Annotated in this window: 22 protein-coding genes; 10 read left to right on the top strand and 12 right to left on the bottom strand. The window is 69.8% G+C overall.

Going from position 1 to position 22,179, the window contains the following annotated elements; all coding sequences use genetic code 11:
* Nucleotides 1-82 precede the first annotated feature (82 nt).
* Nucleotides 83-2,410 carry a beta-glucosidase BglX gene (bglX, locus tag ASG17_RS04965; RefSeq protein WP_200935028.1) on the top strand — a complete coding sequence of 776 codons (2,328 nt, stop codon included), beginning with the start codon at nt 83-85 and terminating at the stop codon, nt 2,408-2,410.
* Nucleotides 2,407-3,438 (top strand): SMP-30/gluconolactonase/LRE family protein, encoded by a 1,032-nt coding sequence (locus ASG17_RS04960; protein ID WP_056100009.1) that lies wholly within the window; start codon nt 2,407-2,409, stop codon nt 3,436-3,438. Before bglX ends, ASG17_RS04960 begins: the two co-directional genes overlap by 4 nt.
* Here ASG17_RS04960 and nagE read toward each other — a convergent pair.
* Genes nagE through ASG17_RS04945 form a run of 3 tightly spaced genes read right to left on the bottom strand, consistent with a single transcriptional unit; the run spans nt 3,435 to nt 9,732 of the window.
* Entirely contained in the window at nt 3,435-5,126 is a 1,692-nt protein-coding gene (gene nagE, locus ASG17_RS04955) for an N-acetylglucosamine-specific PTS transporter subunit IIBC (protein WP_056100006.1), read from the bottom strand. The genes ASG17_RS04960 and nagE overlap by 4 nt on opposite strands.
* The gene (ptsP, locus tag ASG17_RS04950; RefSeq protein WP_056100004.1) at nt 5,123-7,576 is read right to left on the bottom strand and encodes a phosphoenolpyruvate--protein phosphotransferase; all 2,454 of its coding nucleotides are present in this window, start codon (nt 7,574-7,576) and stop codon (nt 5,123-5,125) included. Before ptsP ends, nagE begins: the two co-directional genes overlap by 4 nt.
* A gap of 2 nt (nt 7,577-7,578) precedes the next feature.
* Nucleotides 7,579-9,732, bottom strand: coding sequence for a family 20 glycosylhydrolase (locus ASG17_RS04945; protein WP_082496119.1), 2,154 nt, complete (start codon nt 9,730-9,732; stop codon nt 7,579-7,581).
* A gap of 144 nt (nt 9,733-9,876) precedes the next feature.
* Between ASG17_RS04945 and ASG17_RS04940 the strand changes: the two genes are divergently transcribed.
* Genes ASG17_RS04940 through nagA form a run of 3 tightly spaced genes read left to right on the top strand, consistent with a single transcriptional unit; the run spans nt 9,877 to nt 12,780 of the window.
* The gene (locus ASG17_RS04940; protein WP_056099997.1) at nt 9,877-10,629 is read left to right on the top strand and encodes a GntR family transcriptional regulator; all 753 of its coding nucleotides are present in this window, start codon (nt 9,877-9,879) and stop codon (nt 10,627-10,629) included.
* On the top strand, nt 10,619-11,653 hold the full coding sequence (locus ASG17_RS04935) for an SIS domain-containing protein (RefSeq protein ID WP_056099995.1): 1,035 nt from the start codon (nt 10,619-10,621) through the stop codon (nt 11,651-11,653). The genes ASG17_RS04940 and ASG17_RS04935 overlap by 11 nt, the downstream gene beginning before the upstream one ends.
* Entirely contained in the window at nt 11,650-12,780 is a 1,131-nt protein-coding gene (gene nagA / locus ASG17_RS04930; RefSeq protein ID WP_156367729.1) for an N-acetylglucosamine-6-phosphate deacetylase, read from the top strand. Before ASG17_RS04935 ends, nagA begins: the two co-directional genes overlap by 4 nt.
* Before the next feature lie 160 nt (nt 12,781-12,940).
* On the opposite strand, the gene ASG17_RS04925 is transcribed toward nagA, so the two are convergent.
* Complete coding sequence (locus tag ASG17_RS04925; protein WP_056099990.1) at nt 12,941-13,750, bottom strand: sulfotransferase; 810 nt, start codon at nt 13,748-13,750, stop codon at nt 12,941-12,943.
* A gap of 132 nt (nt 13,751-13,882) precedes the next feature.
* Here ASG17_RS04925 and ASG17_RS04920 point away from each other — a divergent pair, with 132 nt between their 5' ends.
* The gene (locus ASG17_RS04920) at nt 13,883-14,197 is read left to right on the top strand and encodes a hypothetical protein (RefSeq protein ID WP_056099987.1); all 315 of its coding nucleotides are present in this window, start codon (nt 13,883-13,885) and stop codon (nt 14,195-14,197) included.
* 7 nt (nt 14,198-14,204) lie between these two features.
* Here the strand turns inward: ASG17_RS04920 and ASG17_RS04915 are convergent, their stop codons facing one another.
* Entirely contained in the window at nt 14,205-14,861 is a 657-nt protein-coding gene (locus tag ASG17_RS04915; RefSeq protein WP_056099984.1) for a DUF4126 domain-containing protein, read from the bottom strand.
* Between the two features lie 77 nt (nt 14,862-14,938).
* On the opposite strand from ASG17_RS04915, the gene ASG17_RS04910 reads away from it, so the two are divergent.
* On the top strand, nt 14,939-15,943 hold the full coding sequence (locus tag ASG17_RS04910; RefSeq protein WP_056099981.1) for an SDR family oxidoreductase: 1,005 nt from the start codon (nt 14,939-14,941) through the stop codon (nt 15,941-15,943).
* Between the two features lie 37 nt (nt 15,944-15,980).
* Here the strand turns inward: ASG17_RS04910 and ASG17_RS04905 are convergent, their stop codons facing one another.
* The 7 genes from ASG17_RS04905 to ASG17_RS04875 form a co-directional block, all read right to left on the bottom strand.
* On the bottom strand, nt 15,981-16,268 hold the full coding sequence (locus tag ASG17_RS04905) for a GNAT family N-acetyltransferase (RefSeq protein ID WP_056099979.1): 288 nt from the start codon (nt 16,266-16,268) through the stop codon (nt 15,981-15,983).
* Nucleotides 16,269-16,317: 49 nt separating this feature from the next.
* Nucleotides 16,318-16,716, bottom strand: a complete 399-nt coding sequence (locus ASG17_RS04900; protein WP_056099975.1) for a hypothetical protein — start codon at nt 16,714-16,716, stop codon at nt 16,318-16,320.
* Nucleotides 16,717-16,726: 10 nt separating this feature from the next.
* On the bottom strand, nt 16,727-17,431 hold the full coding sequence (locus tag ASG17_RS15645; RefSeq protein ID WP_056099971.1) for a hypothetical protein: 705 nt from the start codon (nt 17,429-17,431) through the stop codon (nt 16,727-16,729).
* 102 nt (nt 17,432-17,533) lie between these two features.
* Nucleotides 17,534-17,860 (bottom strand): dihydroneopterin aldolase, encoded by a 327-nt coding sequence (gene folB, locus ASG17_RS04890; RefSeq protein ID WP_369796657.1) that lies wholly within the window; start codon nt 17,858-17,860, stop codon nt 17,534-17,536.
* Between the two features lie 46 nt (nt 17,861-17,906).
* Nucleotides 17,907-18,665: an SDR family oxidoreductase gene (locus ASG17_RS04885; protein ID WP_056099965.1), complete on the bottom strand. Its 759-nt coding sequence runs from the start codon at nt 18,663-18,665 to the stop codon at nt 17,907-17,909.
* Between the two features lie 129 nt (nt 18,666-18,794).
* Entirely contained in the window at nt 18,795-19,904 is a 1,110-nt protein-coding gene (locus ASG17_RS04880; RefSeq protein WP_056099962.1) for a dipeptidase, read from the bottom strand.
* Nucleotides 19,905-19,955: 51 nt separating this feature from the next.
* Complete coding sequence (locus tag ASG17_RS04875; RefSeq protein ID WP_056099959.1) at nt 19,956-20,456, bottom strand: MarR family winged helix-turn-helix transcriptional regulator; 501 nt, start codon at nt 20,454-20,456, stop codon at nt 19,956-19,958.
* Between the two features lie 91 nt (nt 20,457-20,547).
* Here ASG17_RS04875 and ASG17_RS15565 point away from each other — a divergent pair, with 91 nt between their 5' ends.
* Genes ASG17_RS15565 through ASG17_RS04860 form a run of 3 tightly spaced genes read left to right on the top strand, consistent with a single transcriptional unit; the run spans nt 20,548 to nt 22,169 of the window.
* Complete coding sequence (locus ASG17_RS15565; protein WP_162238765.1) at nt 20,548-21,246, top strand: hypothetical protein; 699 nt, start codon at nt 20,548-20,550, stop codon at nt 21,244-21,246.
* Entirely contained in the window at nt 21,240-21,713 is a 474-nt protein-coding gene (locus ASG17_RS04865; protein WP_156367816.1) for an NUDIX domain-containing protein, read from the top strand. The genes ASG17_RS15565 and ASG17_RS04865 overlap by 7 nt, the downstream gene beginning before the upstream one ends.
* Before the next feature lie 9 nt (nt 21,714-21,722).
* Nucleotides 21,723-22,169 (top strand): DMT family transporter, encoded by a 447-nt coding sequence (locus tag ASG17_RS04860; RefSeq protein WP_056099951.1) that lies wholly within the window; start codon nt 21,723-21,725, stop codon nt 22,167-22,169.
* Nucleotides 22,170-22,179: the final 10 nt, after the last annotated feature.

Genomic DNA, 22,179 nt, shown 5'->3' with positions numbered 1-22,179 from the left:
TGATCCGCGCCGTCACTTTGGGACACATGACCCAGCGTAAGGCCCGCCGTCCAGTGCGGGCGGCGCGATGGGGAGGCGAATCTTGCTCAGATTTCTGCTGGCGGCCGCTCTGGCTCTGACAACGATGTCACCCGCCGCGGCCCAGACGGGTTCGCCGCGCGTCGAATCACTGCTGTCGCGCATGACGCTGGACGAGAAGATCGGCCAGCTGAACCAGGTGCCGGGCGGGCGGCAGCGGGCGCTGAACAGCCGCCTGGACGCCGCCGCGCTGGAGCGGGTGCGGCGCGGCGAGATCGGCTCCTTCCTGCACGTCGCCGGCGCCGCGCAGATCCGCGAGCTGCAAAGGGTGGCCGTCGAGGAATCCCGCCTGGGCGTGCCGCTGCTGTTCGGCATGGACGTGGTGCACGGCTACAAGACGCTGTTCCCCGTGCCGCTGGCGCTGGCGGCCAGCTGGGACCCGGACCTGGTCCAGCAGACCGCGCATGTGGCGGCCGTGGAGGCCTCGGCCGCCGGGCTGAACTGGACCTTCTCGCCCATGGTGGACATCGCCCGCGACGCCCGCTGGGGCCGGGTGGTCGAGGGGGCGGGCGAAGACCCCTATCTCGGCTCCATCCTGGCGACGGCGCAGGTGCGCGGCTACCAAGGCGCCTCGCTGGCCGACCCGTCGTCGATCATCGCCACGGCCAAGCATTTCGTCGGCTATGGCGCGGCCAACGGGGGGCGCGACTACGACAGTGCGGACATCTCCGAGCGGACCCTGCACGAGGTCTATCTGCCGCCCTTCTATGCGGCGGCACAGGCCGGGGCGGGGTCGATGATGACGTCGTTCAACGACATCGCGGGCGTGCCGCTGACGGCGCATCCGGCTCTGGTGCGCGTGGTGCTGCGGCGCGACTGGGGCTATGACGGCCTGATCGTCAGCGACTGGAACGCCATCCCCGAACTGATGAACCACGCCATCGCAGGCACGCCGCGGGAAGCGGGCGCCGCGGCGCTTCGCGGGGGCGTCGACATGGACATGGCGGGCAACCTCTATTCCGCCGAGCTGAAGGGCGCGGTCGAGGCCGATCCGACCCTGCTGCCGATGCTGGATGATGCGGTGCGAGCGGTCCTGCTGGCCAAGGAGCGGCTGGGGCTGTTCGACGACCCGTACGGCCGGGCCGATCCGGCGCGCGAGGCGGCGGCCATGCTGACGCCCGAGCACCGGGCCGTGGCCCGTGAGGCGGCGCGCCGATCGATGGTGCTGCTGAAGAACGACGGCGACATCCTGCCCATCGCCGCCTCGGCGCGCCGCATCGCGGTGATCGGCGCCTTGGCCGAGGACGCCAACTCCTCGCTCGGCAGCTGGCGCGCTCAGGGCAAGGTCGAGGATGTCCGGCCCCTGATCCCCGCCCTTCGCGAGGCCCTGCCGAACGCGACCCTGACCTATGCGCAAGGCTATCGCCCCGAGGCGGCGCAAGTCGTCGCGGTCACGGCGTCCGGCGAGGGCGCACAGGCCGTGCACGAGGTGTCGGACGCAGAAGCGCTGGCCGAGGCGGTCGAGACGGCCAAGGCGTCGGACCTGGTGCTGCTGGTCGTCGGCGAGCATTTCGACCGGTCGGGCGAGGCCCGCAGCTATACCGACATCGGCCTATCGGCGGCGCAGGACGCGCTGGCCGACGCCGTGCTGGCGACTGGCAAGCCGGTGGTTGTGATCCTGATGAACGGCCGCCCCCTGGCGATCCCGGAACTGGCAGAGCGCGCGCCGGCGATCCTGGAAACCTGGTTCCTGGGCGTCGAGAGCGGGCCGGCCATCGCCGATGTCCTGACCGGCAGCGTGTCGCCGGGCGGGCGGCTGCCGATCAGCTTCCCGCGCGCCAACGGGGCCATGCCGATGACCTACGCCCACCTGCCGACCGGGCGCCCGGCGGCGGAGGATCTGGTGCGCGACACGGCGCGGTATCGCGATCAGCCGATCACGCCCCTGTTCGCCTTCGGCCACGGCCTGACCTACAGCCGCTTCGACTACGGCCCGCTGGAGGTCGACCGCGCCAGCCTCGGCGCGACCGGCGGGGTCACCGCCAGCGTGGTCGTCCGCAATGTCGGCGCCGTCGCGGCGGACGAAGTCGTCCAGCTCTACATGCGCGATCCTGTCGCCAGCGTGTCTCGGCCCGTACAGCAGTTGCGCGGCTTTCGCCGGGTGGCGCTGGCGCCCGGCCAGGCCAAGCGCGTCAGCTTCGAGCTGACGCCCGCGCAGTTCGCGCTCTGGACGGACGGCTGGGCTACCGAGCCCGGCGCCATCCAGCTGATGGTCGGCGCCGCGTCCGACGATATCCGCGGCCGCGCCGAGATCACCTTGACCGAGGCGGGCCGGTTCGCCACCCCTGCCCCCGCCGTCGCCACGCCGAGCACCGAAAGCATCGTCCCATGAGCCTGTCCCGTCGCACCGTTCTGGCCGCCGCCTCCGGCCTGGCCCTCGCCGCCTGCGCCACCGCGCCCGAGGCCGCCTCCACGGCCTACCCCGCCATCGGCCGCATCCGCCGCCTCGATCCCGCCCTGGACGCCGTCATCGCGCCGGGCGCCGTGGTCGAGCAGCTGGCCGACGGTTTCAGCTGGTCCGAGGGGCCGGTGTGGATCCATGACGGCGACTATCTGCTGTTCAGCGACGTGCCCGAGAACCGCATCCATCGTTGGAGCGAGGCGGATGGCCTGTCCCTGTTCATGAGCCCGTCCGGCTGGGTGGGCGCGCCCGATCCGGGTCTGCGCGAGGGCGGCTCGAACGGGCTGTTCCCCGGCCCACGTGGGACGATCCTGATGGCCGATTCCGGCTCGCGAAGCGTGGCCCGTCTGGACCTGGCGACCAAGGCCAAGACAGTTCTGGCCGAACGCTATCAGGGCAAGCGCTTCAACTCGCCCAACGACGTGGTGCTGTCCAAGACGGGCGCGATCTTCTTCACCGATCCGCCCTATGGCCTGAAGGACGACGACCGGTCTCCTGTGAAGGAACTGGCCTTCAACGGCGTCTACCGGATCGCGCGGGACGGCGGCGTGACCCTGCTGGACCGCAGCCTGACGCGGCCGAACGGGATCGCCCTGTCGCCGGACGAACGGACCCTCTACGTCGCCGTGTCGGACCCGGTGGCGGCCATCCTCTACGCCTATGATCTGGATACGGCAGGCATGGTGTCGAACCGGCGGGTGTTGTCGGACATGACGGCGCAGGTGAGCGACGCCAATCCCGGCCTGCCCGACGGTATGCGGGTGGCGCACGACGGCATGCTGTTCGCCAGCGGCCCCGGCGGCATCCACGTGATGACGCCTCAAGGCCGGACCCTGGGCATCGTCGAGACCGGCGGCCCGATCGCCAACTGCGCCTTCGGCGGCCCGCGCGGGGACGTGCTCTACATGACCTCGGGCAACAGGATCGCGCGGGTGAAGACCCTGACGCGAGGGCTCTAGACCAGCGCCTCGGCCAGCTTGCCGGCATCCGGTCCGACGACCAGATGCAGGCGGTCCGCGCCTGCGTCCGCCACACCGCGCAGGCCGCTGGCGGTCAGGGCCGCTCGATCGACCTTGGCGAGGTCGCGCACCGTCACCAACACCCGGCTGCCACGCACCTCGCGCGCCGCCAGATTGTCAGCGCCGCCCAGGGCCGCCAGAACCTTGGCGCCCGAGACCGTGGGCGCGAGCGCCGCCGTTCCGCCGCCCGCGACCGCCGCCTTGAGCTCGTCAGCCAAACTGTCCGCGATCGGGCCCACCACGACCTGCAGGTCCGTGGGCGACGGCGAGATGACTCCGCGCGCGCCCAACCGCTTCAGCGCCGGTTCGTCCACCCGCTTGCGGTCGACGATGACCAGCCGCAGCCGGGTGGTGCAGGCGTTGATCGCGCGCAGGTTCGATGCGCCGCCGAGGGCCGCGACATAAGCCGCGCCGCGTCCGCCGGCAGGAGTCGGCTGGGCGCTGGCGATGCCCGCCTCCTCCGGCTCGCGCCCCGGGGTCTTCAGGTCGAACCATTGGATGAACGCGCGGAACAGGACGTAGTAGACCCCGGCGTAGACGGCCCCGACCGGCAGCAGCAGCAGCGGATTTTCCGCCAGGCCGAAGTTCAGCACATAGTCGAACAGACCGGCCGAGAAGCTGAAGCCCAGGCGTACGTGCAGCAGGTCCATCACCACCATGGCGACGCCCGTCAGCACCGCATGGATGGCGTAGAGCACCGGCGCCAGGAACATGAAGGTGAACTCGATGGGCTCCGTCACGCCCGTCAGGAAGGCGGTCAGGGCCAGCGAGAACAGCATGCCGCTGACAGCCTTGCGGCGGTGTTTGGGCGCGGCGTGGACCATGGCCAGACAGGCGGCGGGCAGGCCGAACATCATCACCGGGAAGAAGCCGCTCATGAAGGCGCCCGCGGTCGGATCGCCGGCCAGGAAGCGCGCGATCTCGCCGGTCTTGCCCTGGTACTCGCCCAGGATGAACCACGGGATGTTGTTCAGCAGGTGGTGCAGGCCGGTGATGATCAACAGGCGGTTCAGCAGGCCATAGCCGAACAGGCCCAGTTCGCCGGAGGCGACGATGCCGTTGGTGATCGCGTCCATGCCGTGGCTGAGCCAGCTGAAGCTCAGGGCCACCAGGGCGCCGACCAGCACGCCGGCCACGCCCGACACGATCGGCACGAAACGGCGGCCGCCGAAGAAGGCCAGATACTCGGGCAGCTTGATGCCGGCGAACCAATTGTAGAACGTCCCGCCGATGACGCCGGACAGGATGCCGATGGGCACGGCGAAGCGGGCGAAGGCCTTGGTCTTGAACGCCGTCTCGGCCGCGCCGACCGCGTCGGCCGCCAGTCCCTGCGTGACCTCGGGCGGTATGCTCAGCAGCGCCTTGCCCGTCTCGATCGCGATCAGGAAGCACACGACGCCCGCCAGGCCCGCCGCGCCGTTCTGGTCGCGCGCGAAGCCGACGGCCACGCCGATGGCGAACAGCAGGCCCAGGTTGTCGAATACCGCGCCGCCGGCGGCGGCCATGAACGGCAGGTTCGCCAGATCGGGCTGACCGATGCGCAGCAGCAGGCCCGCGATGGGCAGCACCGCGATGGGCAGCATCAGGGCGCGGCCCAGCGGCTGGAGGGCGGACAGGCCAAACTTCATCGGGCGTCTCCGGCGGGCGCGAGGGCCTCTCGGGCGAGGGAGCGAACGGCCTCGGCGGTGGGCGCGACCAGTGCGCGGCGGGCCAGGGCCTGGCACTGCTCCATGGTGAAGCGGCGCACCGTGGCCTTGATCTCGGCGACGGCGGCCGGGGCGGCCGACAGCTCCGTGACGCCCAGGCCGACCAGGATCGGCGCGGCCAGCGGATCGGAGGCCAGTCCCCCGCAAACGCCGACCCATTTCACGCCGCGCGCGCCGGCTACCGTCTGGCCGATCAAGCGGAGGACGGCGGGATGCAGGGCGTCGCATTGACCGGTCAGCGCGGGATGCTCGCGATCCATGGCCAGGGTGTATTGCGCCAGGTCGTTGGTGCCGATCGATACGAAGTCGACCAGCGGCGCCAGGCGATCCGCGATGACAGCGGCGGCCGGCGTCTCGATCATCAGGCCGAACAGCGGGCGATTGTCGCGGCCGCACGCGGCGTCCAGACGTTCACGCGCCCAGGTCGTCTCCTCGACCGAGGACACCATGGGAATCATGACCGCGACCGGCGCCGTGGACTTCACCGCACAGATGGCGCGCAGTTGGGCGTCGAGGATGTCGGGCCGCGAGCGCGCGGCGCGGACGCCCCGCAGACCCAGCGCCGGATTGGCCTCGGGCGGCGTCGGCAGGAAGGCGAGCGGCTTGTCGCCGGCCGGATCCAGCGTGCGGATGACCAGCGGGCGGCCTTGCAAGGCATCGGCGACGGCCTGATAGGCGGCGACCTGCTCGGCCTCGTCGGGCGCCTGGGCGCGGTCGGCGAACAGGAACTCGGTGCGCAGCAGTCCGCAGCCCTCGGCGCCGGCCTTGACCGCCAGGGCCGCCTCCAACGTCGAGGCCAAGTTGGCGAAGACCTCGATGCGGACGCCGTCGGCGGTGTGGCAGGGCTGGGCCGCCGCCTCCAGCACCGCCGCCTGACGCAGCCGGTTCATCTCCAGCCGATCCTGCGCTTCGGCCAGACGCGCGGGCGACGGCGTCAGCTCGATCCGGCCTTCGGTCGCGTCCAGAACGATGGGCGAGCCCTGCTCGATGGCGTCCAGGCCGTGGCCCACGGCCGCCAGCAACGGCAGGCCGAGACCCGAGGCCAGCAGCGAGACGTGGGCCGTGGCCCCGCCCTTCTTCAGGGCGATGCCAGCCACGCGGCCGGCCAGCGCCATCAGCTGCGACGGCAGCAGTTCATCGGCCAGCACGATGACGCCTTCCGGCGCATCGATCTTCGTGCCGCCACCCGTCAGGTTCAGCAGCACCCGCCGTTCGACGTCCAGCAGGTCGTCGGCGCGCTCCGCCATGCGGTGATCGCTCAGCGCGCGCATGGCGGCGGCGGCGGCCTGACACGCGTCACGCCATGCAGCGCCGGCGCTGAGGCCGTTCAGCAGGCCCGCCTCCGCGGCGCCGCGCAGTTCGGGATCGTCCAGGAAGGCGCGGTGCGCGGCCATGACGTCGCCGCCCTCGACGCGCAGTTCCTCGTCGGCCTGGGCCACGGCGCGGTCCAGACGGCCCGCTTCGATATGATAGCCCTCGCCCAGTTCGACCACCTCGACGGCGGCGAAGCGCAGCCAGTGAGCCGGGCCGATGGCCAGACCGGGTGACCCGGTCGCCCCGGTGAGCAGGCCGTCACGCGCGGCGCGAACCGGCGTGGGTGCGGCGACGGGGGCGGAGTGGTGTGGTTCGTCCAGACCGCCGGCCAACAGTTCGACCAATCGGTCGACAGCGCGCGCGGCGTCGCGGCCAGTGGCGCTGACGGTCACGGTCTGGCCGTTCGCGACGCCCAGCGCCATCAGGGCGATGGGACTACGGACGGCGCCTTCCTTCGATCCTGCGACGATGCGGGCGTCTGCGGACAGATCCTTGATCGCAGCGCCCAGCTTGGCCGCCGGACGGGCGTGCAGGCCGACCGGCAGAACGACCGCCACCGAGCGCGACGCCTCGCCGCCGTCCGACACGACCCCCGTTTCGGCGACGCCGGTCGAGACGCGGAAAAGAGGCTGGCCCGCACGCACCGGGCCCGCCGCGCGGGTCGACAGCACCGCGCCTTCGCTGGTCACCACGACAGGCGTGATCAGGCTGACCGCGCCGCGCGCCACGGCGTCCAGATCGACGGTCAACAGCGCCTGCCCCTGCGAAACGCGGTCGCCCTCCTTGACCTGCGGCGCGAAGCCCTGGCCGCCCAGGCCAACCGTCTCCAGCCCGACGTGGATCAGAACCTCCACGCCGGAGGCATGACGAACGCTGACCGCGTGGCGGCTGGCCGGCAGGGCGGTGACCACCCCGTCGAAGGGCGCCAACAGGGTTCCGCTGGTGGGATCGACCGCCAGGCCGTCGCCCAGCATCCGGCCGGAGAAGACCTGGTCGGGCGCTTCGTCCAGCGGGCCGGCCCAGCCGTCGAAAGGGGCGTGGACGGTGACCTGGCTCACGATCAGTTCGCCGCCGGCGCCAGTCGCACCCAGTCCAGAACCCAGGTCGGGTCGATGCCCGGCTGGGTGAACATCAGACACAGGTTATGGCGACCGGTCTGGGCCGGCAGGGTGGCGTTGACCACCGTGGTCGCGTTGTTGCGCGACGCCGCTTCCAGATTGACCACGGCGACGGGCGCGCCCTCGCAGCTGTCGACGCGGATCTCCAGCTCGCCGTAGGGGGTGGCCGGTTTGCGGACCTTCACATTGTCGATGTCGTGCAGGATCTGCCAGTTGAAGGGCACCTGGCCGACCGAAATCTGCATCTGACCGCCTGAGGACAGGTCCGCCGCGTCATACATCCAGCACGGGTTGAACAGGTCCATCGAGAAGGTGGCGCGCGTTCCGTCCGGCCCGGCCGCGTCATCGAAGACGTTCAGCGGCACGCTGTTGTTGCACGAGCGCATCTGGTGGTCATAGCGGCGCTGGCCCTGCGGCGGCGGCGGCAGCTTGGTCTGGTCCAGGGCGTTGCGGGCGTAGCCGATGCCGAGACGGTCGTAGCGGGCGAACTGCGGCGTCAGGCGAGTGACGAAGTCCTGCCAGTTGCGGCCCGCGGCGGGCGTCCAGGCCAGTTCCGACAGCGCGGCGATGCGCGGATAGAACATGTAGACCACGCTCTCTTCGGTGCGCAGATGTTCGACCCACAGGTTGGCCTGCACGCCGATCACGTGACGCGACTGTTCTTCCGTCATGCCGTCCGGCGTCGGGTTGAAGTCATAGACGCCCTGCATGGTCACCAGGTCGCCACGACCCGGCGAGCCGTCGTTCGGGCTCTGGATATTGTTCAGGTACATCATCGGCGCGGGCGCCAGGATGGTGTCGTGGCCCAGTCGAGCCGCCTGCACGGCGCCGTCGACGCCGCGCCAGGACATGACGGTGGAATCCGGCACCTGGCCGCCTTCCAGGATTTCGTCCCAGCCGATCATCTCGCGGCCGTGGGCCTTCAGATAGTTGCTGAGCTGGGTCATGAACCAGATCTGCATGGTGTTTTCGTCGGTGATGCCCAGCTCGCGCATGCGCGCCTGAACCGCCGGCGACTTCTTCCATTCGTCCTTCACCGCCTCGTCGCCACCCAGGTGGATGAAGCGGCTGGGGAAGATGGCCATGGTCTCGTCGAGCACGTTTTCCAGGAAGCGGAACGTCTCGTCGCTGGTGTTGAACAGGGTGACGTAGATGCCCCAGTCGCCCGGAACGGCGCCGACGGCCGTGCCCGGTACGTCTGTGACGCCCAGTTCGGGATAGGCGTGGACCGCCGCGCTGGCGTGGCCCGGCAGGTCGATTTCAGGGACGACGGTGATGTTGCGGGCGGCCGCATAGGCGACGACGTCACGCATCTGGTCCTGGGTGTAGACGCCGCCGGTCAGACGAGGCTTGCCCGTGGCGGGGTCGATATCGGCGCGCGGGCCGGCGCCGGCGTCGACACGCCAGCCGCCGACTTCCGTCAGGCGCGGATACTGCTTGATCTCCATCCGCCAGGCCTGGTCGTCGGTCAGGTGCCAGTGGAAGCGGTTCAGCTTGTGCAGGCTCATCCAGTCGATGAACTGTTTGATGAACTCGACCGACTGATAGTGGCGGGCCGAATCCAGCATGACGCCGCGCCAGCCGAAGCGGGGCGCGTCCTGGATGGTCAGCGCCGCGATCGGCGCCGGGCCGTCGGAGGTCTGGGTGGCCAGTTGCCACAGGCTGACGCCGCCGTAGAGGAAGCCGCCGAACGAACCGGCGGTGACGCGCGCGCCGTCCGAGGTGACGGACAGGCCGTAGGCGTCTTCCGCGTCCTGCGAGCGGGCGAAGACGACATCTCCGGGGCGGGCGTCGCCCTCGCGGACCGTCAGGGTCAGGCCGCGCGTGCGCTGGAGCAGGTCGGCGATGTGGTCGGCCGCCTTCTTCGCATCCGCGTCACCGGCCGGCACCACGATCGAGGCGCCCGAGGCTAGCAGATAGACACCGGACGTCGCGGTGGTCAGCGAGGCGGGCGCGGGGATGATCGCCGGACGGGGCGCATCGATCCGAGCCACGGCTGACGGCGTCTGCGCGCCGTTCATCGCCGTAGCGCTGCATGCCGAAACCAGAAGGCCCGCCGCAACCGCGACCGCCCCCGCTGACCAACGTGACGTCATCCGCCCCTCCCTAGGACCAATGCCAGTCCAAACCTGACCGTTGAAGCCAACCTTCCATCGTTTCAAGCGCGTGACAAGCCCAAGACGCATACCATTTTCAGATTGGTACTTGATTGGACCTATCGAACGCGGTCTAATGACGCCATGTCATTCGCCGACATCATCGGTCCGCTCGACCCGGCCCAGCCGGCGCCGCTGTATCATCAGCTGCGCGAGGCCGTGCGCGACGCCATCGTTCGAAACGCCTTGTCGGCGCACGACGCCCTGCCGCCCGAACGCGACCTCGCCTCGGCGCTGGACGTGTCTCGGATCACGGTGCGCAAAGCGCTGGACGGCCTGGTCGCCGACGGACTGCTGACCCGCCGCCAGGGCGCCGGCACATTCGTCGCCGGGCGGGTGGAGAAAAGCTTCTCGCGCCTGACCTCCTTCTCCGAGGACATGGCGGCGCGCGGCTGGACGCCCTCCAGCGTCTGGATCAGCCGCGCCCAGGGACCGGCGACGCCTGAGGAATCGCTGATGCTGAACCTCAGCCCCGGCGTCGGCGTCTATCGGTTCCAGCGCATCCGCTATGCCGACCAGACGCCGATGGCGCTGGAACACGCCCTGATCCCGGCGGCCTGCCTGCCGTCGATGGAGGCGGTCGAGACATCGCTCTACGCCGCGCTGGAGGCCGCCGGTCGGCGCCCCATGCGCGCCCTGCAGCGCCTGCGCGCCGTCGCCTTCACCGAGGACCAGGCCGCGCGGATGCAGACCACCGTCGGCGCTCCCGGCCTGCTGATCGAACGCCGCGGCTTCGATTCGACCGGCCAGGCCGTCGAGCTGACCCGCTCCTGGTACCGGGGCGACGCCTACGATTTCATCGCCGAACTCTCCGAAAGCCCCGCCGATGCGCGCTGAAGACACCCTGATGTTCCAGGAGGCCGCCTCGGCCGCCGATGTGGTCCAGGCCCAGCTGGCCGCCAACCGCGAGCTGTGCGCGGAACTGGGTGAACGTCTGCGCCGCCAGCCGCCGTCGGCCGTGTTGATCTCCGGGCGCGGCAGTTCGGACAACGCAGGGGTCTTCGCCCGCTATCTGATCGAGACGCGCACCGGTCTGATGGTCAGCCCGGCCGCCCTGTCGGTGTCGAGCGTCTATGACCGCACCCCGCACCTGAAGGGCGCGCTGTGCTTGGCCATTTCGCAGTCGGGCAAGAGCCCCGATCTGGTCGCTTCGGTGCAGGCGGCGCGCGAGGGCGGCGCCTTCGTCATCGCCCTGGTCAATGTCGAGGATTCGCCGCTCGCCAAGGCGGCCGACGCCGTCCTGCCGCTGCGCGCCGGGTCGGAAAAGTCGGTCGCCGCCACCAAGACCTTCATCGCCAGCCTGACCGCCATCCTGCAGCTGGTCGCCGCCTGGCGCGGGGACGCCGAGCTGACCGCCGCGCTGGACGCCCTGCCCGGCCAGATGCGGCAGGCGTGGGACCAGGACTGGTCGCCCGCCCTGCCCGTTCTGGAGGCGGCGCAGCACCTCTATGTCGTCGGACGCGGCCTGGGCTTCGGCGTGGTCCGTGAGGCGGCGCTGAAGTTCAAGGAGACGTGCGGCCTGCACGCCGAGGCCTTCAGCGCGGCCGAGGTGCGCCACGGCCCGATGGCCCTGGTCGGCAAGGGCTTCCCAGTCCTGATGTTCGGCCAGTCGGATGAGACCTGGGACGACATCGAAACCCTGGCCCAGAGCTTCGCCGAACGCGGCGGGCAGGTGCTGCTGGCGGGCCCTGGGAAGCCGGTCGCTGGCCCCATCGCCCTGCCGGCGGTCAAGGCGCACCCGGCGATTGAGCCGGTGCTGCTGGTGCAGAGCTTCTACCGCATGGCGGCGTTGCTGTCGGTCGCGCGCGGTTATGATCCCGACCGGCCGCCGCACCTGAACAAGGTGACGGAGACCGTCTGATGCAGGCGCTGGTCAACGGTCGAATCGTCGTCGATGGCGAGCTGCGCGAGGGGCTCAGCGTCGTGCTGGACGGCGACCGCATCGCCGCCGTCACCAACGCCCCGCCATTGGACGCCGAGGTCTATGACCTCGAGGGCCGCGTCCTCGCGCCCGGCTATATCGACGTTCAGGTCAACGGCGGCGGCGGGGTGTTGTTCAACGACGACCCCAGCGTCGAGACGGTGGCGACCATCGCCGCCGCCCACCGCCGCTTCGGCACCACCGGCCTGCTTCCGACGCTGATCAGCGATGACCTAGACGTCATCGCCGCCGCCATCGCGGCCACCGACGCCGCCATCAAGGCGGGCGTGCCCGGTATTCTCGGCGTCCACATCGAGGGGCCGTTCCTGAACATGGACCGGCGCGGCGTTCATGACGCGACAAAGATCCGCCGGCTGGACGATGCTGCGCTGGGAGTGCTGTCGAGCGCCCGTCACGGCCGCACCCTGGTCACCCTGGCGCCTGAAACCACGACGCCCGAGATGACCCGCGCCCTGGCCGCACGCGGCGTGCGCATCTGCGCGGGCCATACCGACGCCGACTATGAGACGCTGAAGGCCGCCTTCTCGAACGGCGTGACCGGCGTCACCCATCTGTTCAACGCCATGTCGCCGATGACCAGCCGCGCACCGGGCGCGGTGGGCGCCGCGCTTGAGAACCAGGACGCCTGGTGCGGCATCATTCCCGATGGCTGGCACGTCGATCCGGCGGTGCTGCGCATCGCCCTGGCCTGCCGCCCGCACGACCGCTTCATGCTGGTGACCGACGCCATGCCGGGCGTGGGCTCGCCGGAGGACCACTTCATGCTGCAGGGCCGCCGGGTCACGGTCGCGGACGGTCAGGCGCGCCTGCCGGACGGCTCGCTGGCCGGCTCGGACCTCGACATGGCCGGCGCGGTGCGCAACGCCGTCGCCTGGCTGAACCTGACCCTGCCGCAGGCGGTCGAGATGGCCAGCGCCAGCCCCGCCGCCTTCCTGGGCCTGGAAGCACAGACCGGCCGCATCGCGCCGGGACTACGGGCCGATCTGGTCGAGCTGAACAGCGACCTCAGCGTGCGCCGGTCTTGGATTGCGGGGCGGGCTTCCTAAGATCCTCCACCGCTCTTGGGCGGTGGAGGGGGACCGCTTGCGGTGGAGGGGGCGGAGGCATCCACGCCGTCTGCTGCTGGTCTTCGACCCAGCATTCGCCCCCTCCACCACTGCGTGGTCCCCCTCCCCCGTTTCGCTGCGCTGCACGGTGCAGGATCTTTCAGCCCCGCACCCGCTCCAGCCACCCTCGCGTCGGCCCTTCCGCCGGGACCACGTCGGCGAAATAGGCCTCCACCCATCGCCGGCTCTTCGCATCGCTGCCGATCCGGTCGATCTCGTCCCGGAACAGCGGAGGAGGCGCGCGGCCCGCCTTCACGGTCGCGGCGTTGTTGTTGGCCAGGCTGGAGACAGGCTTGAGGAATGACGCCGGATCGAGGCCCAACGGCCGAAACAGGGCCTCGTCCAGGAAGGTCTCGGCGTCCGGAGCCGCGACGAAGGCGTCCAGGTCGAAAAGCAGCACCCGTCCCGGCGCCGTCTCCTGCATCCGCTCGAACGTCTCCACCGATCGTCCCCACGCCTCGACGAAGGCGCCGACCGTGCGGAAACTGTTCCAAGGCATGATCTTCAGCGACCGCCATACGGCCCACGGATTGCGCAGGCAGTAAACGTAGCGCGCGGGCGCCTCGGCCTTGTCGAACAGCGCCTCGTAGCGGTCGAAATAGCGTTCGTGACGGGGCGTCTTGTGCCCGCGATAGGTCGCGCCCGGCCGCACGATCCGTCGCCCCGGCGCCGCCCCGGCGAAGGCGTCGAACATCACCTCATAGGACCGGTCTCGCCACAGCGCGCTGCGCGCGCCCTGCCCGTCGTGCCACGCCTTCAACGCCGCCAGATAGTCGAGGGTCTGGTCCGGCAGGGCCATCTCGCCCTGAAGCTCGACCACCGGCGAGAGGCTCAGGGCCTGGGCGCAGGTCAGGGTGCCGGAGCGTGGAAAACCGCAGACGATCAGGGGCAGGACGAGACCGGAGGCCATACCCTGTCGTCCCCTGCCCGCCCCCGCGCGTCAATCGCCTGATGCGCGAACGCAACACTTAAGGTGAAGCTGAGAACCGGCGGAACGGTGTCGCTGATTCCTGCATTGGCCAGATTGAACGGGAGCGTACCGATGGCCAAACCTATCAAGACCAAGTCACCTCCGCAGCTGCGGGTCGTCGGCGACGCCGAGATTTACGACCTGATGCGCGCGCCCGAGAACACGGCGGAACGGGTCAAGCGCCTGCAGATGGAGGCCAAGGCCCTGGCGCTGGAGGAGGTCGAGGCGCTGGAGCGCGTCCTGCTCGACGCTGCGTCCAAGGCCAAGGCCATCGCCGAAGGCGGCGACGCCTATCCCGTCGGGGCGCGCGAGATCGCGTCCCGCCTGGTCGCGGATCTGCCGTCCAAGGCCGAGACCATCCGCGTCATCGTTCAGCGGACGCTTTAAACCGCGATCAGACCAGATCGGGTCGCTCGCCGACCAGCCGGGCTCTCGCCCGCTGGATGCTACGGCCCAGGCGGTAGATCAGCACCAGCAGTCCGATCAGCAGGATCGGCACTAGAATGGGCGCGAGGAAGGTCAGGATCACCATCCCGACCGCCAGCGCGTCCTCGATGAACGATACGACCGGATTGAAGACGCCGCCGGTCGTCGCCGTCGAGGTCAGACGCGCGCCCCCTTGAGCGCCGGTGAAAAGCAGCGCTGTGGGCGCCCCGACGATCACGCCCGCGATCGCCGCCGCGGTCGGATCCAGCGCCCAGAACATGCCGCCGGCGGCCAGCGCCGCCGCAAGAGGTCGCGTGACCCAGCCGATGGCGTTCAGCGCATGATCCACGACGGGGATCTTGTCGCCCAGAAACTCGGCTGTCGCCGCAAGGCCCAGCGCCCCGATGGCCGAGAGCGAACCCAGCCAGGCGAAATGGTCGTTCAACTGGACGCCGAACAGTTCGAAGCGAGCGGCGACCGCCAGCATCAACAGCGGAAGGAAGGTACGGAAGCCCGTGGCAGACGCCAGTCCCAGCCCCAGCAGAACGGGTAGCACCCAGACCTGAAACGGCTGCGCCGCGGCGCCCGCGCCGTTCGCCAGCCCTGCCCAGTCGATGCCGTCCATATCGCCGCTCCGTGAACCTTCTCGGAACCCCTGTGGAGGTGGTCGGTTCAAAAGGCCACCCGAGCAAGGAGCTTCCCATGGACGATCTCACCGTCAAGCGCGCCGAGGACATCGCGACCCAGGAGCGTTCGATCCAGAAGGCGATTGACGCCAAGGACGCCCAGACCAAGCACGACGAGGCCAAGGCAGGTGACAGGGTGGAGGGCGCGGTGCAGGCAGGCGCTCGCAAATATCCCGAGCCGCCCTTTCCCAAGCAGCACCAGATTAAACCGGGCGACGAGGCCATGCTGGACCCCGCGCCCATGTATGACGCGCCCTTCTGGAAGGGATCAGGAAAGCTGGAGGGCTTCGCGGCCCTGATCACCGGAGGCGATTCAGGGATCGGCCGGTCGGTCGCGGTGTTGTTTGCACGCGAAGGCGCCGACGTCGCCATCTGCCATCTGGACGAGGCCGGCGACGCCGAGGACGCCAAGCGGGCCATCGAGGCGGAAGGGCGGCGCTGTATCATCCTGCAGGGCGATGTCTCCGACCCCGCCTTCAGCGAGATGGCGGTCGCCGAGACCCTGAAGGCCTTCGGCCGTCTGGATGTCGTGGTGCCCAACGCCGCCTTCCAGGAGCATGTGAAGGCGCTGGAAGACCTGACGTTCGAGCATTTCGACCGGACGCTGAAAACCAATCTCTACGGCTATTTCAACCTGGTGAAGGCGGCGGTCCCGCACTTGAAGTCCGGCGCTGCCATCGTCATGACCGGCTCGATCACGGGGCTGCAGGGCAACAAGGACCTGCTTGATTATTCGCTCACCAAGGGCGGCATCCACGCCTTCGCCCGGTCCCTGGGCACCCACCTGGCGCCGCGCGGCATCCGCGTGAATGTCGTGGCGCCCGGCCCGGTCTGGACCCCGCTGAACCCGGCCGACAAGGACGCCGAGAGCGTGTCCGAATTCGGTGCGCAGACAGTGATGAAGCGGCCGGCGCAACCCGAAGAGATCGCGCCGGCCTATGTCTTCCTGGCGTCGCCGCAGATGTCGAGCTTCATCACCGGCGAGGTGCTGCCGATCATCGGCGGCTATCCCGGCGGGTGAGGCGGGCCAAATCCTCCCTCCACCGGGGGGAGGATTTTCAGGCCAGTACGTCGTCGAAATCCTTGTGACGCTTGTGCCATGCGACGGCGTAGCCGCAGCGCGGGGCCAGCTTCAGTCCCTCGGCGCGGGCGTGCTCGGCCAAGGATTGCATGAACCTGCTCGCCGCGCCGCCGCCACGCAGCGCGGCATCGGCTTCGACGTGAAGGATCGTGCGGGTCTCGCCGTGGGCGGCGTAATCGGCCCAGACGGAGTGGGTCCCGCCGTCCGGCCCCTCGAAATCCTGCTCGAAACGCTGCTCGGCGGTGTTGTCGCTGAAGTCGGTCATGTCGCTCTCCTTGAGCCGACCGAACCCGCTGCGACGCACGCCGGTTCCGCTACGCCGGCCTGTCGCTCAGCAGGTGCAGCAGGCCGATGATGCTCTTCACCGTGAACCAGATGTGCAGGACCAGCAGCAGCAGCAGGAACACCAGCAGGAAGGGAATGCCGATCAGGAGGATGGAGGCGAACCCGCTGATGACCACCAGGATCCACAGGCCGATCGTCCACCAGAAGACCGACCAGAACAGGGCGATCTGGGCCTCGATGTGCTGACGCGCCACGCCCGTGGCGCTGCCGCGCGCGGCGTAGGCGACGACCAGGCCGACGAGCACCAGGATGTTCGCGCTGGGGATCGACAGGATGTAGAGGCCCCACGCCGCAGCGGCGGCCACCTTGCCCTCGGAGGGATGACCCGCTTCCAGGCGGGGCTGATCGGTCGGCGGCAGGTCGGTCATCTTGGCTCCTTCAGAACAACCAACCGCGCGGATTGGGAATCGGTTGCCCGGCCTTTAGCCTCAGCACGCCCCAGACGCCGCGCGCCATCAGCCACAAGGCCACGACGAACAGGACGAAGACGCCCACGTTGATCACGATCAGGATGACCCCCAGCAGGGCCACCACGGCGCCGGTCCACAGGGTGCGCTGCTGGAAGATGAAGTGGCTGCCGGCCACCGCATCGCTCGGCCCCTCGCGGCCGGTCACCGCCAGCAACGCCAGCGCCGCCGAGGCCCCCAGGGTCGGGACGGCGAACAGGATCAGGGCGTAGACGGCGTAAAGGCTCATCGGCGCGGCAACGGCCGGCGCGGAGACTGCAAGCCGGGCGACGGGCGGGGCCGGCGCCGCGCGGGTGCGTTCCGGCAAAGCCGCCCGCTCGATGCGCGGCGGGGGCGGGGGCATAATCGGCGCAGCGGCGACGGGCGCCGGCTCGTGCGCCTCGACCACCAAAGGCTCTTCGGTGCGGGCCATCGATTCGGTCGCCGGCGCCGGGGTCGGCTCGGGTTCGGGGTTCGGCTCCACCGCCTTCACCACGGGCTCGGGCTCCGGCTCAGGAGCCGGCTCGGGCGCGCGGGCGCGGCCGGTCAGGTGCGCGGGCGAGGCGAAACCGACCAGATCGTCGGGGTCGTGAGCCAGCGTGGATTTCGGCTCGTCGGGATCGCCGGGTCCGGCCATCGGTGTCTCCGCCCGCCGCCGTTGTCCGGCGGCTCGTGTTCAGCCTGACAATGGCCGGGCGGCGACCGGGGCGCAACCGCTGACGCTCGCCAGGACGTCAGGTCAGCGTGCGAGGACGACCTCGCACCCGGCCGCATCGGCCCCCGCCAGCGCCTCCGGCTTCTCGATCCGCACCGCCGCCCGCTGGACGCGGGGCAGGTTCAGACAGGCGATAGCCAGCCGTTCGGCCAGGGTCTCGACCAGCTCGATATGACCCGCGTCGACCAGGCCGCGCGCCGCCTCGGCGACCCGCTCATAGTTGACCGTGTCGCCCAGCTCTTCGACCGGCCCGGCGCTCAGGGTCAGGGTGACATCGACGATCAGCGGCTGCAGGCGGCCCTGCTCGTGCGCGTAGACGCCGATGCCGGCGTCGAGCCGCAGGCCGCGCACGAAGACCGTCAGCGCCTCGTGGATGGGGGTGAAGTCGGACAGGTCGCTACTCCGCGATGTCGGGCGTGCGCCAGGCCAGGTGCTGGCCGCCGTCGACGGCGATCATCTGGCCCGTCACCAGGTCCGCGTCCACCAGCCAGGCGACGGCGTCGGCCACGGCTTCGGGACGGCCGGGCTTCTGCAGCAGGACGGCCTGCGCCTCCGCGTCGAAGTCGGCCTGCGTTTGATGGATGGAGGGCAGCGTCGGACCGGGCCCGACGCCGTTGACGCGAATCTTCGGCGCCAGAGCCTGGGCCAGAGTCCGCGTCGCCCACCACAGGCCGTTCCGCGACAGGGCGTAGGAGACGAAGCGTGGATCCGGCTTCAGCACCCGCTGGTCCAGCAGATTGACGATGGCGGCGCCGTCGCCGGCCTGGGCCGCAAAGGCCTCCGACAGGACGATGGGTGCGCGCAGATTGGTCTCGATATGCTTGTCCCAGGTCGCGCGCTCCAATGCGCCGACGCGGTCGTCCTCGAAGACGGAGGCGTTGTTGACCAGAACCTGCAGCGGCCGCAGAGCCCGAACCGCCGTCGGAACCAGCCCCCTCACCGACGCCTCGTCAGTCAGGTCGGCCGACACGGTGGCCGCGCGGCGCCCCATGGCGCGGATCAACCCGGCCAGTTCTTCGGCCTCATCGGCCGACGCATGGTGATGGATGGCGATGTCGAAGCCGGCCTGGGCCAGCCTCAGGCAGATGGCGCGCCCGATCCGGCGCGCCCCGCCGGTGACGAGCGCCGCGCCGGTGCGTGCCGGCCGGTCAGTCAACCCGGCCGAACTCGAAGAAGTTGATAGCCATAAGCACGGCGATGAAGCCGAAGATGACGCCGAGAGCCAGCATGGGTCGCTCCTTGATATGGCGCCCGATTAGAGCGACCGGCCGCCGGGTTCAAGCGCTCAGACGCGCCATGTCTCGGCGAAGACGCGGCGGAAGTTCAGGCCCAGCACCTTTTCCACCGCCCGGTCCGAATAGCCGCGCTTCATCAGGGCCTCGGCGATCACAACCATCCGGTCTGGCTGGTTCAGGCCGATAACGAAGGGCGGCGGCCCCTCGCCGGGCGCCGCGACCGCGGCCTCGCGACGCGCCGCGATGGACGCGTCCCACTGGGCCATGCTCTCGGGCGAGGTGTCGAACGGGGTCAGCAACGCGTCGCTGCCGATGCCGACGTGATCCTCGCCGCAGACGCTCAGGGCGTGCAGCAGGTGGGCCATATAGACCTCCAGCGTCGGCTGGCCCGGCGTGGTCAGATAGGACAGTTCGTACAGGCCCATGACCCCGCCCTTGTCGGCCAGCGCCTTCATCAGCCGGTCGGACTTGTTGCGCGGATGGGCGTGCACGGCGGCGCAGCCGGCGTGGGTGATGGTCACGGGCCTGGACGACGCCGCGACGGCCGACAGGCTGGAGGCCTCGTCGCTGTGACTGACGTCCAGCGTCACGCCGCACGCGTTCATCCGCTCGACCGCCTGGCGACCCAGCGGCGTCAGGCCGGTCGGCTCGCTCGACATGACGCCCGACGCGAAGGGCGTGTTCCGATTGTAGCTCAGCCCCATGACCATGACGTCGAGTGCGCGGAAGGCATCGATGGCGTCCAGGTCGCCCTCCAGCATTTCGGCGGCCTCGAACGAGAAGATCAGGCCGATCTGCCCCGCCGCCTTGGCCGCATCGATATCGGCGACGCGGGTGATCTTGCGATAGAGGCCGTCGCTCATCTCAACCGCCTTGGCGTAGCCGGCGATGGACTCGCGCACCTCGGCCCGCGTCTCCGTGCCCGGTCCGCCGATGGTGACCTTGGCCGCCGTCAGGCCCGAGGCGCGCACCTGCGCCGCCGTCTCGGCGTCCAGCGGCCCGGTATCGTCCAGCGGCGCGACCAGATTGCCGTTGATGACCGTCGCCCGCGCATAGAGCCGCCGCGCGCGGACAGCCGCATCCTCGGCCGGCACGATTGCGCAACCGGCGGCGGACAGCATCGCCATCCCGCCCAGGACGGATCGTCGGTCCAGCTTCATCGTGCGCTCCACGGCTGCGATGCACCGATTATGTAGGAGCCTACATATCTGTCAATCGCCGCCGGGCTTGGGCAGCCGATCGAGGATGCGGTCATAGAGGGCGCGGCGATCCAGGGCGTCGTCCAGCCGGTCCAGCAGCTTCACCAGATCGCCCGCCTCGTCGTTCAGCTCGCGCGCAGCGTCGTTGAAGGCTTCCCACAGGGGCGTCAGCTCCGCGACCAGCGCCCGGCCCTTGCCGGTCAGGCTTAGCACGCGGCGCCGGCCGTCCTGCGGCGACGGCGCCGAGGCGATCAGCCCGGCCTTCTCCATCGACCGGCTGGCCTCGCTGACCGAGACATGGGTGATGCGCAGCACGGCGGCCACATCGCCCACCGACATCGGCCCCTGCTCCACCAGCTGGCGCAGCACGCCGTACCAGCGCTGCTCGAACCGCACGGCGCGCGTCGCATAGACCCGCGTCCCGTCCCGATCGATCCGCTCCGACGCCCGCCGCAGCCGAGCGCCTAGCGCGGCGCCGCCGTGGCTGCGGCTGTAGTCCGATTTATCCGCCATGGGGTGGACATAGCAGACCCTCCGGCCGGCGTGCGACGGCGTGGACGAAACTCGCCGCTCACGTCATGTTCGAACTAGGGGGGATTCAACGATGTTCCACGACTACTTTCGGACTTTGTCCCTAGCGATCAGAGGCATCCCACGCTGGGGATGGACCTGCATCATTGCTATGAGTGCGGCCGCGACACTGTTCGAGCAGTTTGTTGGCCGCACACTATCCACGCCTGAGTGGATCGCTCTAGGCGTCGCCACTGTTGGCGCTGCCTTCATCTACTTCGCCATTTCAATCGCCGCTTCCGGCGAGCGACCCACCTTGCCGCGGGTACTGCGGTACGCCGCTGGCGCTACCTTGCTGATCGCGCCTGTGGGCGCCTTGTTGCTCGTCCTCATTTTGGCTGTGCGAAGCCATCAGTGGTGGGCGCTTCTCTTCCTGGTCCCGGCCATGCTCGCATTGCCATTTCTGCTTGGCGTCCTGTCGGGTTGGCCGTTGCTACAGGCCAGAGCCGGACGTTGGATCGGCCTCGGCGCCGCATGGGCCGCGACTAAAGGTCTGCGATGGCCTTTGGCAATCTCCAGCTTCGCTTTTGGAGCTATGGATAGGGCAACCTCTGACGCTGATCTAACCAAGGCGACATGGGTGGTCGCCAGCGTCCTGGCTTGGAACTGTGTGGTGAGCGTGGTGAGTTCGGCGTTCGGCATCGGCATCAGCGTTGTTGCCGCGCGACACATGGAGACGGTTGCGGCACAGAGCCGAGGTTCGACGAAATCCCCGGGTTCTTCCTTATCGTGACCTGGCGCCGCCGTATCGAGCCCTTCACCCGCCCGCTGTTCTTCGCATTCTCGCGCGCGACGCGGGGCATGACCCTCGGCGTGCGCGTGCTCGTGCGCGACGAGGCCGGACGGGTGCTGCTGGTCAAGCACACCTATCTCGCCGGCTGGTGGTTGCCCGGCGGCGGGGTGGACAAGGGCGAGACGACGCAGGACGCGGCGGTGCGGGAACTGCGCGAGGAGGCGGGGCTGGTCGCCCTGTCGGCGCCGCGCCTGTTGTCGGTGCATTCCAACGAGCGGTTCTTTCCCGGCGACCATGTGCTGGTCTTCGCCATCGATCGGTTCGAGCCGGGCGAGCGCACCAGCCACGGCGAGATCGAGGCCGCCGAATGGTTCGATCCCGCGGCCCTGCCGGACGACATGAACGCCGCCAGCGCGCGGCGAATCCGAGAGGTGCTGACCGGCGCGCCGCCCGATCCGGTCTGGTAGGCTGGCGGGATGAACCCGTCGATTCTTCCCATCGTCCTGATCATCCTCGCGGGTGGCGCGACCGCCATGCAGGCCCCGACCAATGCGCGGCTGGCGACGGCGGTCGGCTCTCCGGTCAACGCCGCCTTTGTGTCGTTCACGGTCGGGGCCCTGGCGCTGGCGGTGCTGGCGGCGGTCTTCCAGACGCGGCCGGACTGGGCGGCGACGCGCGCCCTGCCCTGGTACGCCTGGATGGGCGGCCTATACGGCGTCGTCTTCGTGGTGGCCGCCGCCTGGTCCGTGCCTCGGCTTGGCGTGGCCCTGACCATAACCCTGATGGTGGCTGGCCAGTTGTTGATCAGTCTGTTTCTCGATCATTTCGGCGCCCTGGGCGTGCCGCAGCAGCCGCTTTCGCTGGGCCGCGCGGCCGGTGTCGCCCTGGTGATTGCCGGCGTCCTCCTCGTCCGCCGTTTCTGACCCTATATCG

Source organism: Brevundimonas sp. Leaf363 (assembly GCF_001424025.1).
Taxonomy (GTDB): Bacteria; Pseudomonadota; Alphaproteobacteria; order Caulobacterales; family Caulobacteraceae; genus Brevundimonas.
The sequence above is the reverse complement of the archived record's forward strand: the minus strand, read 5'-3'. Positions and strand labels throughout refer to the sequence as shown.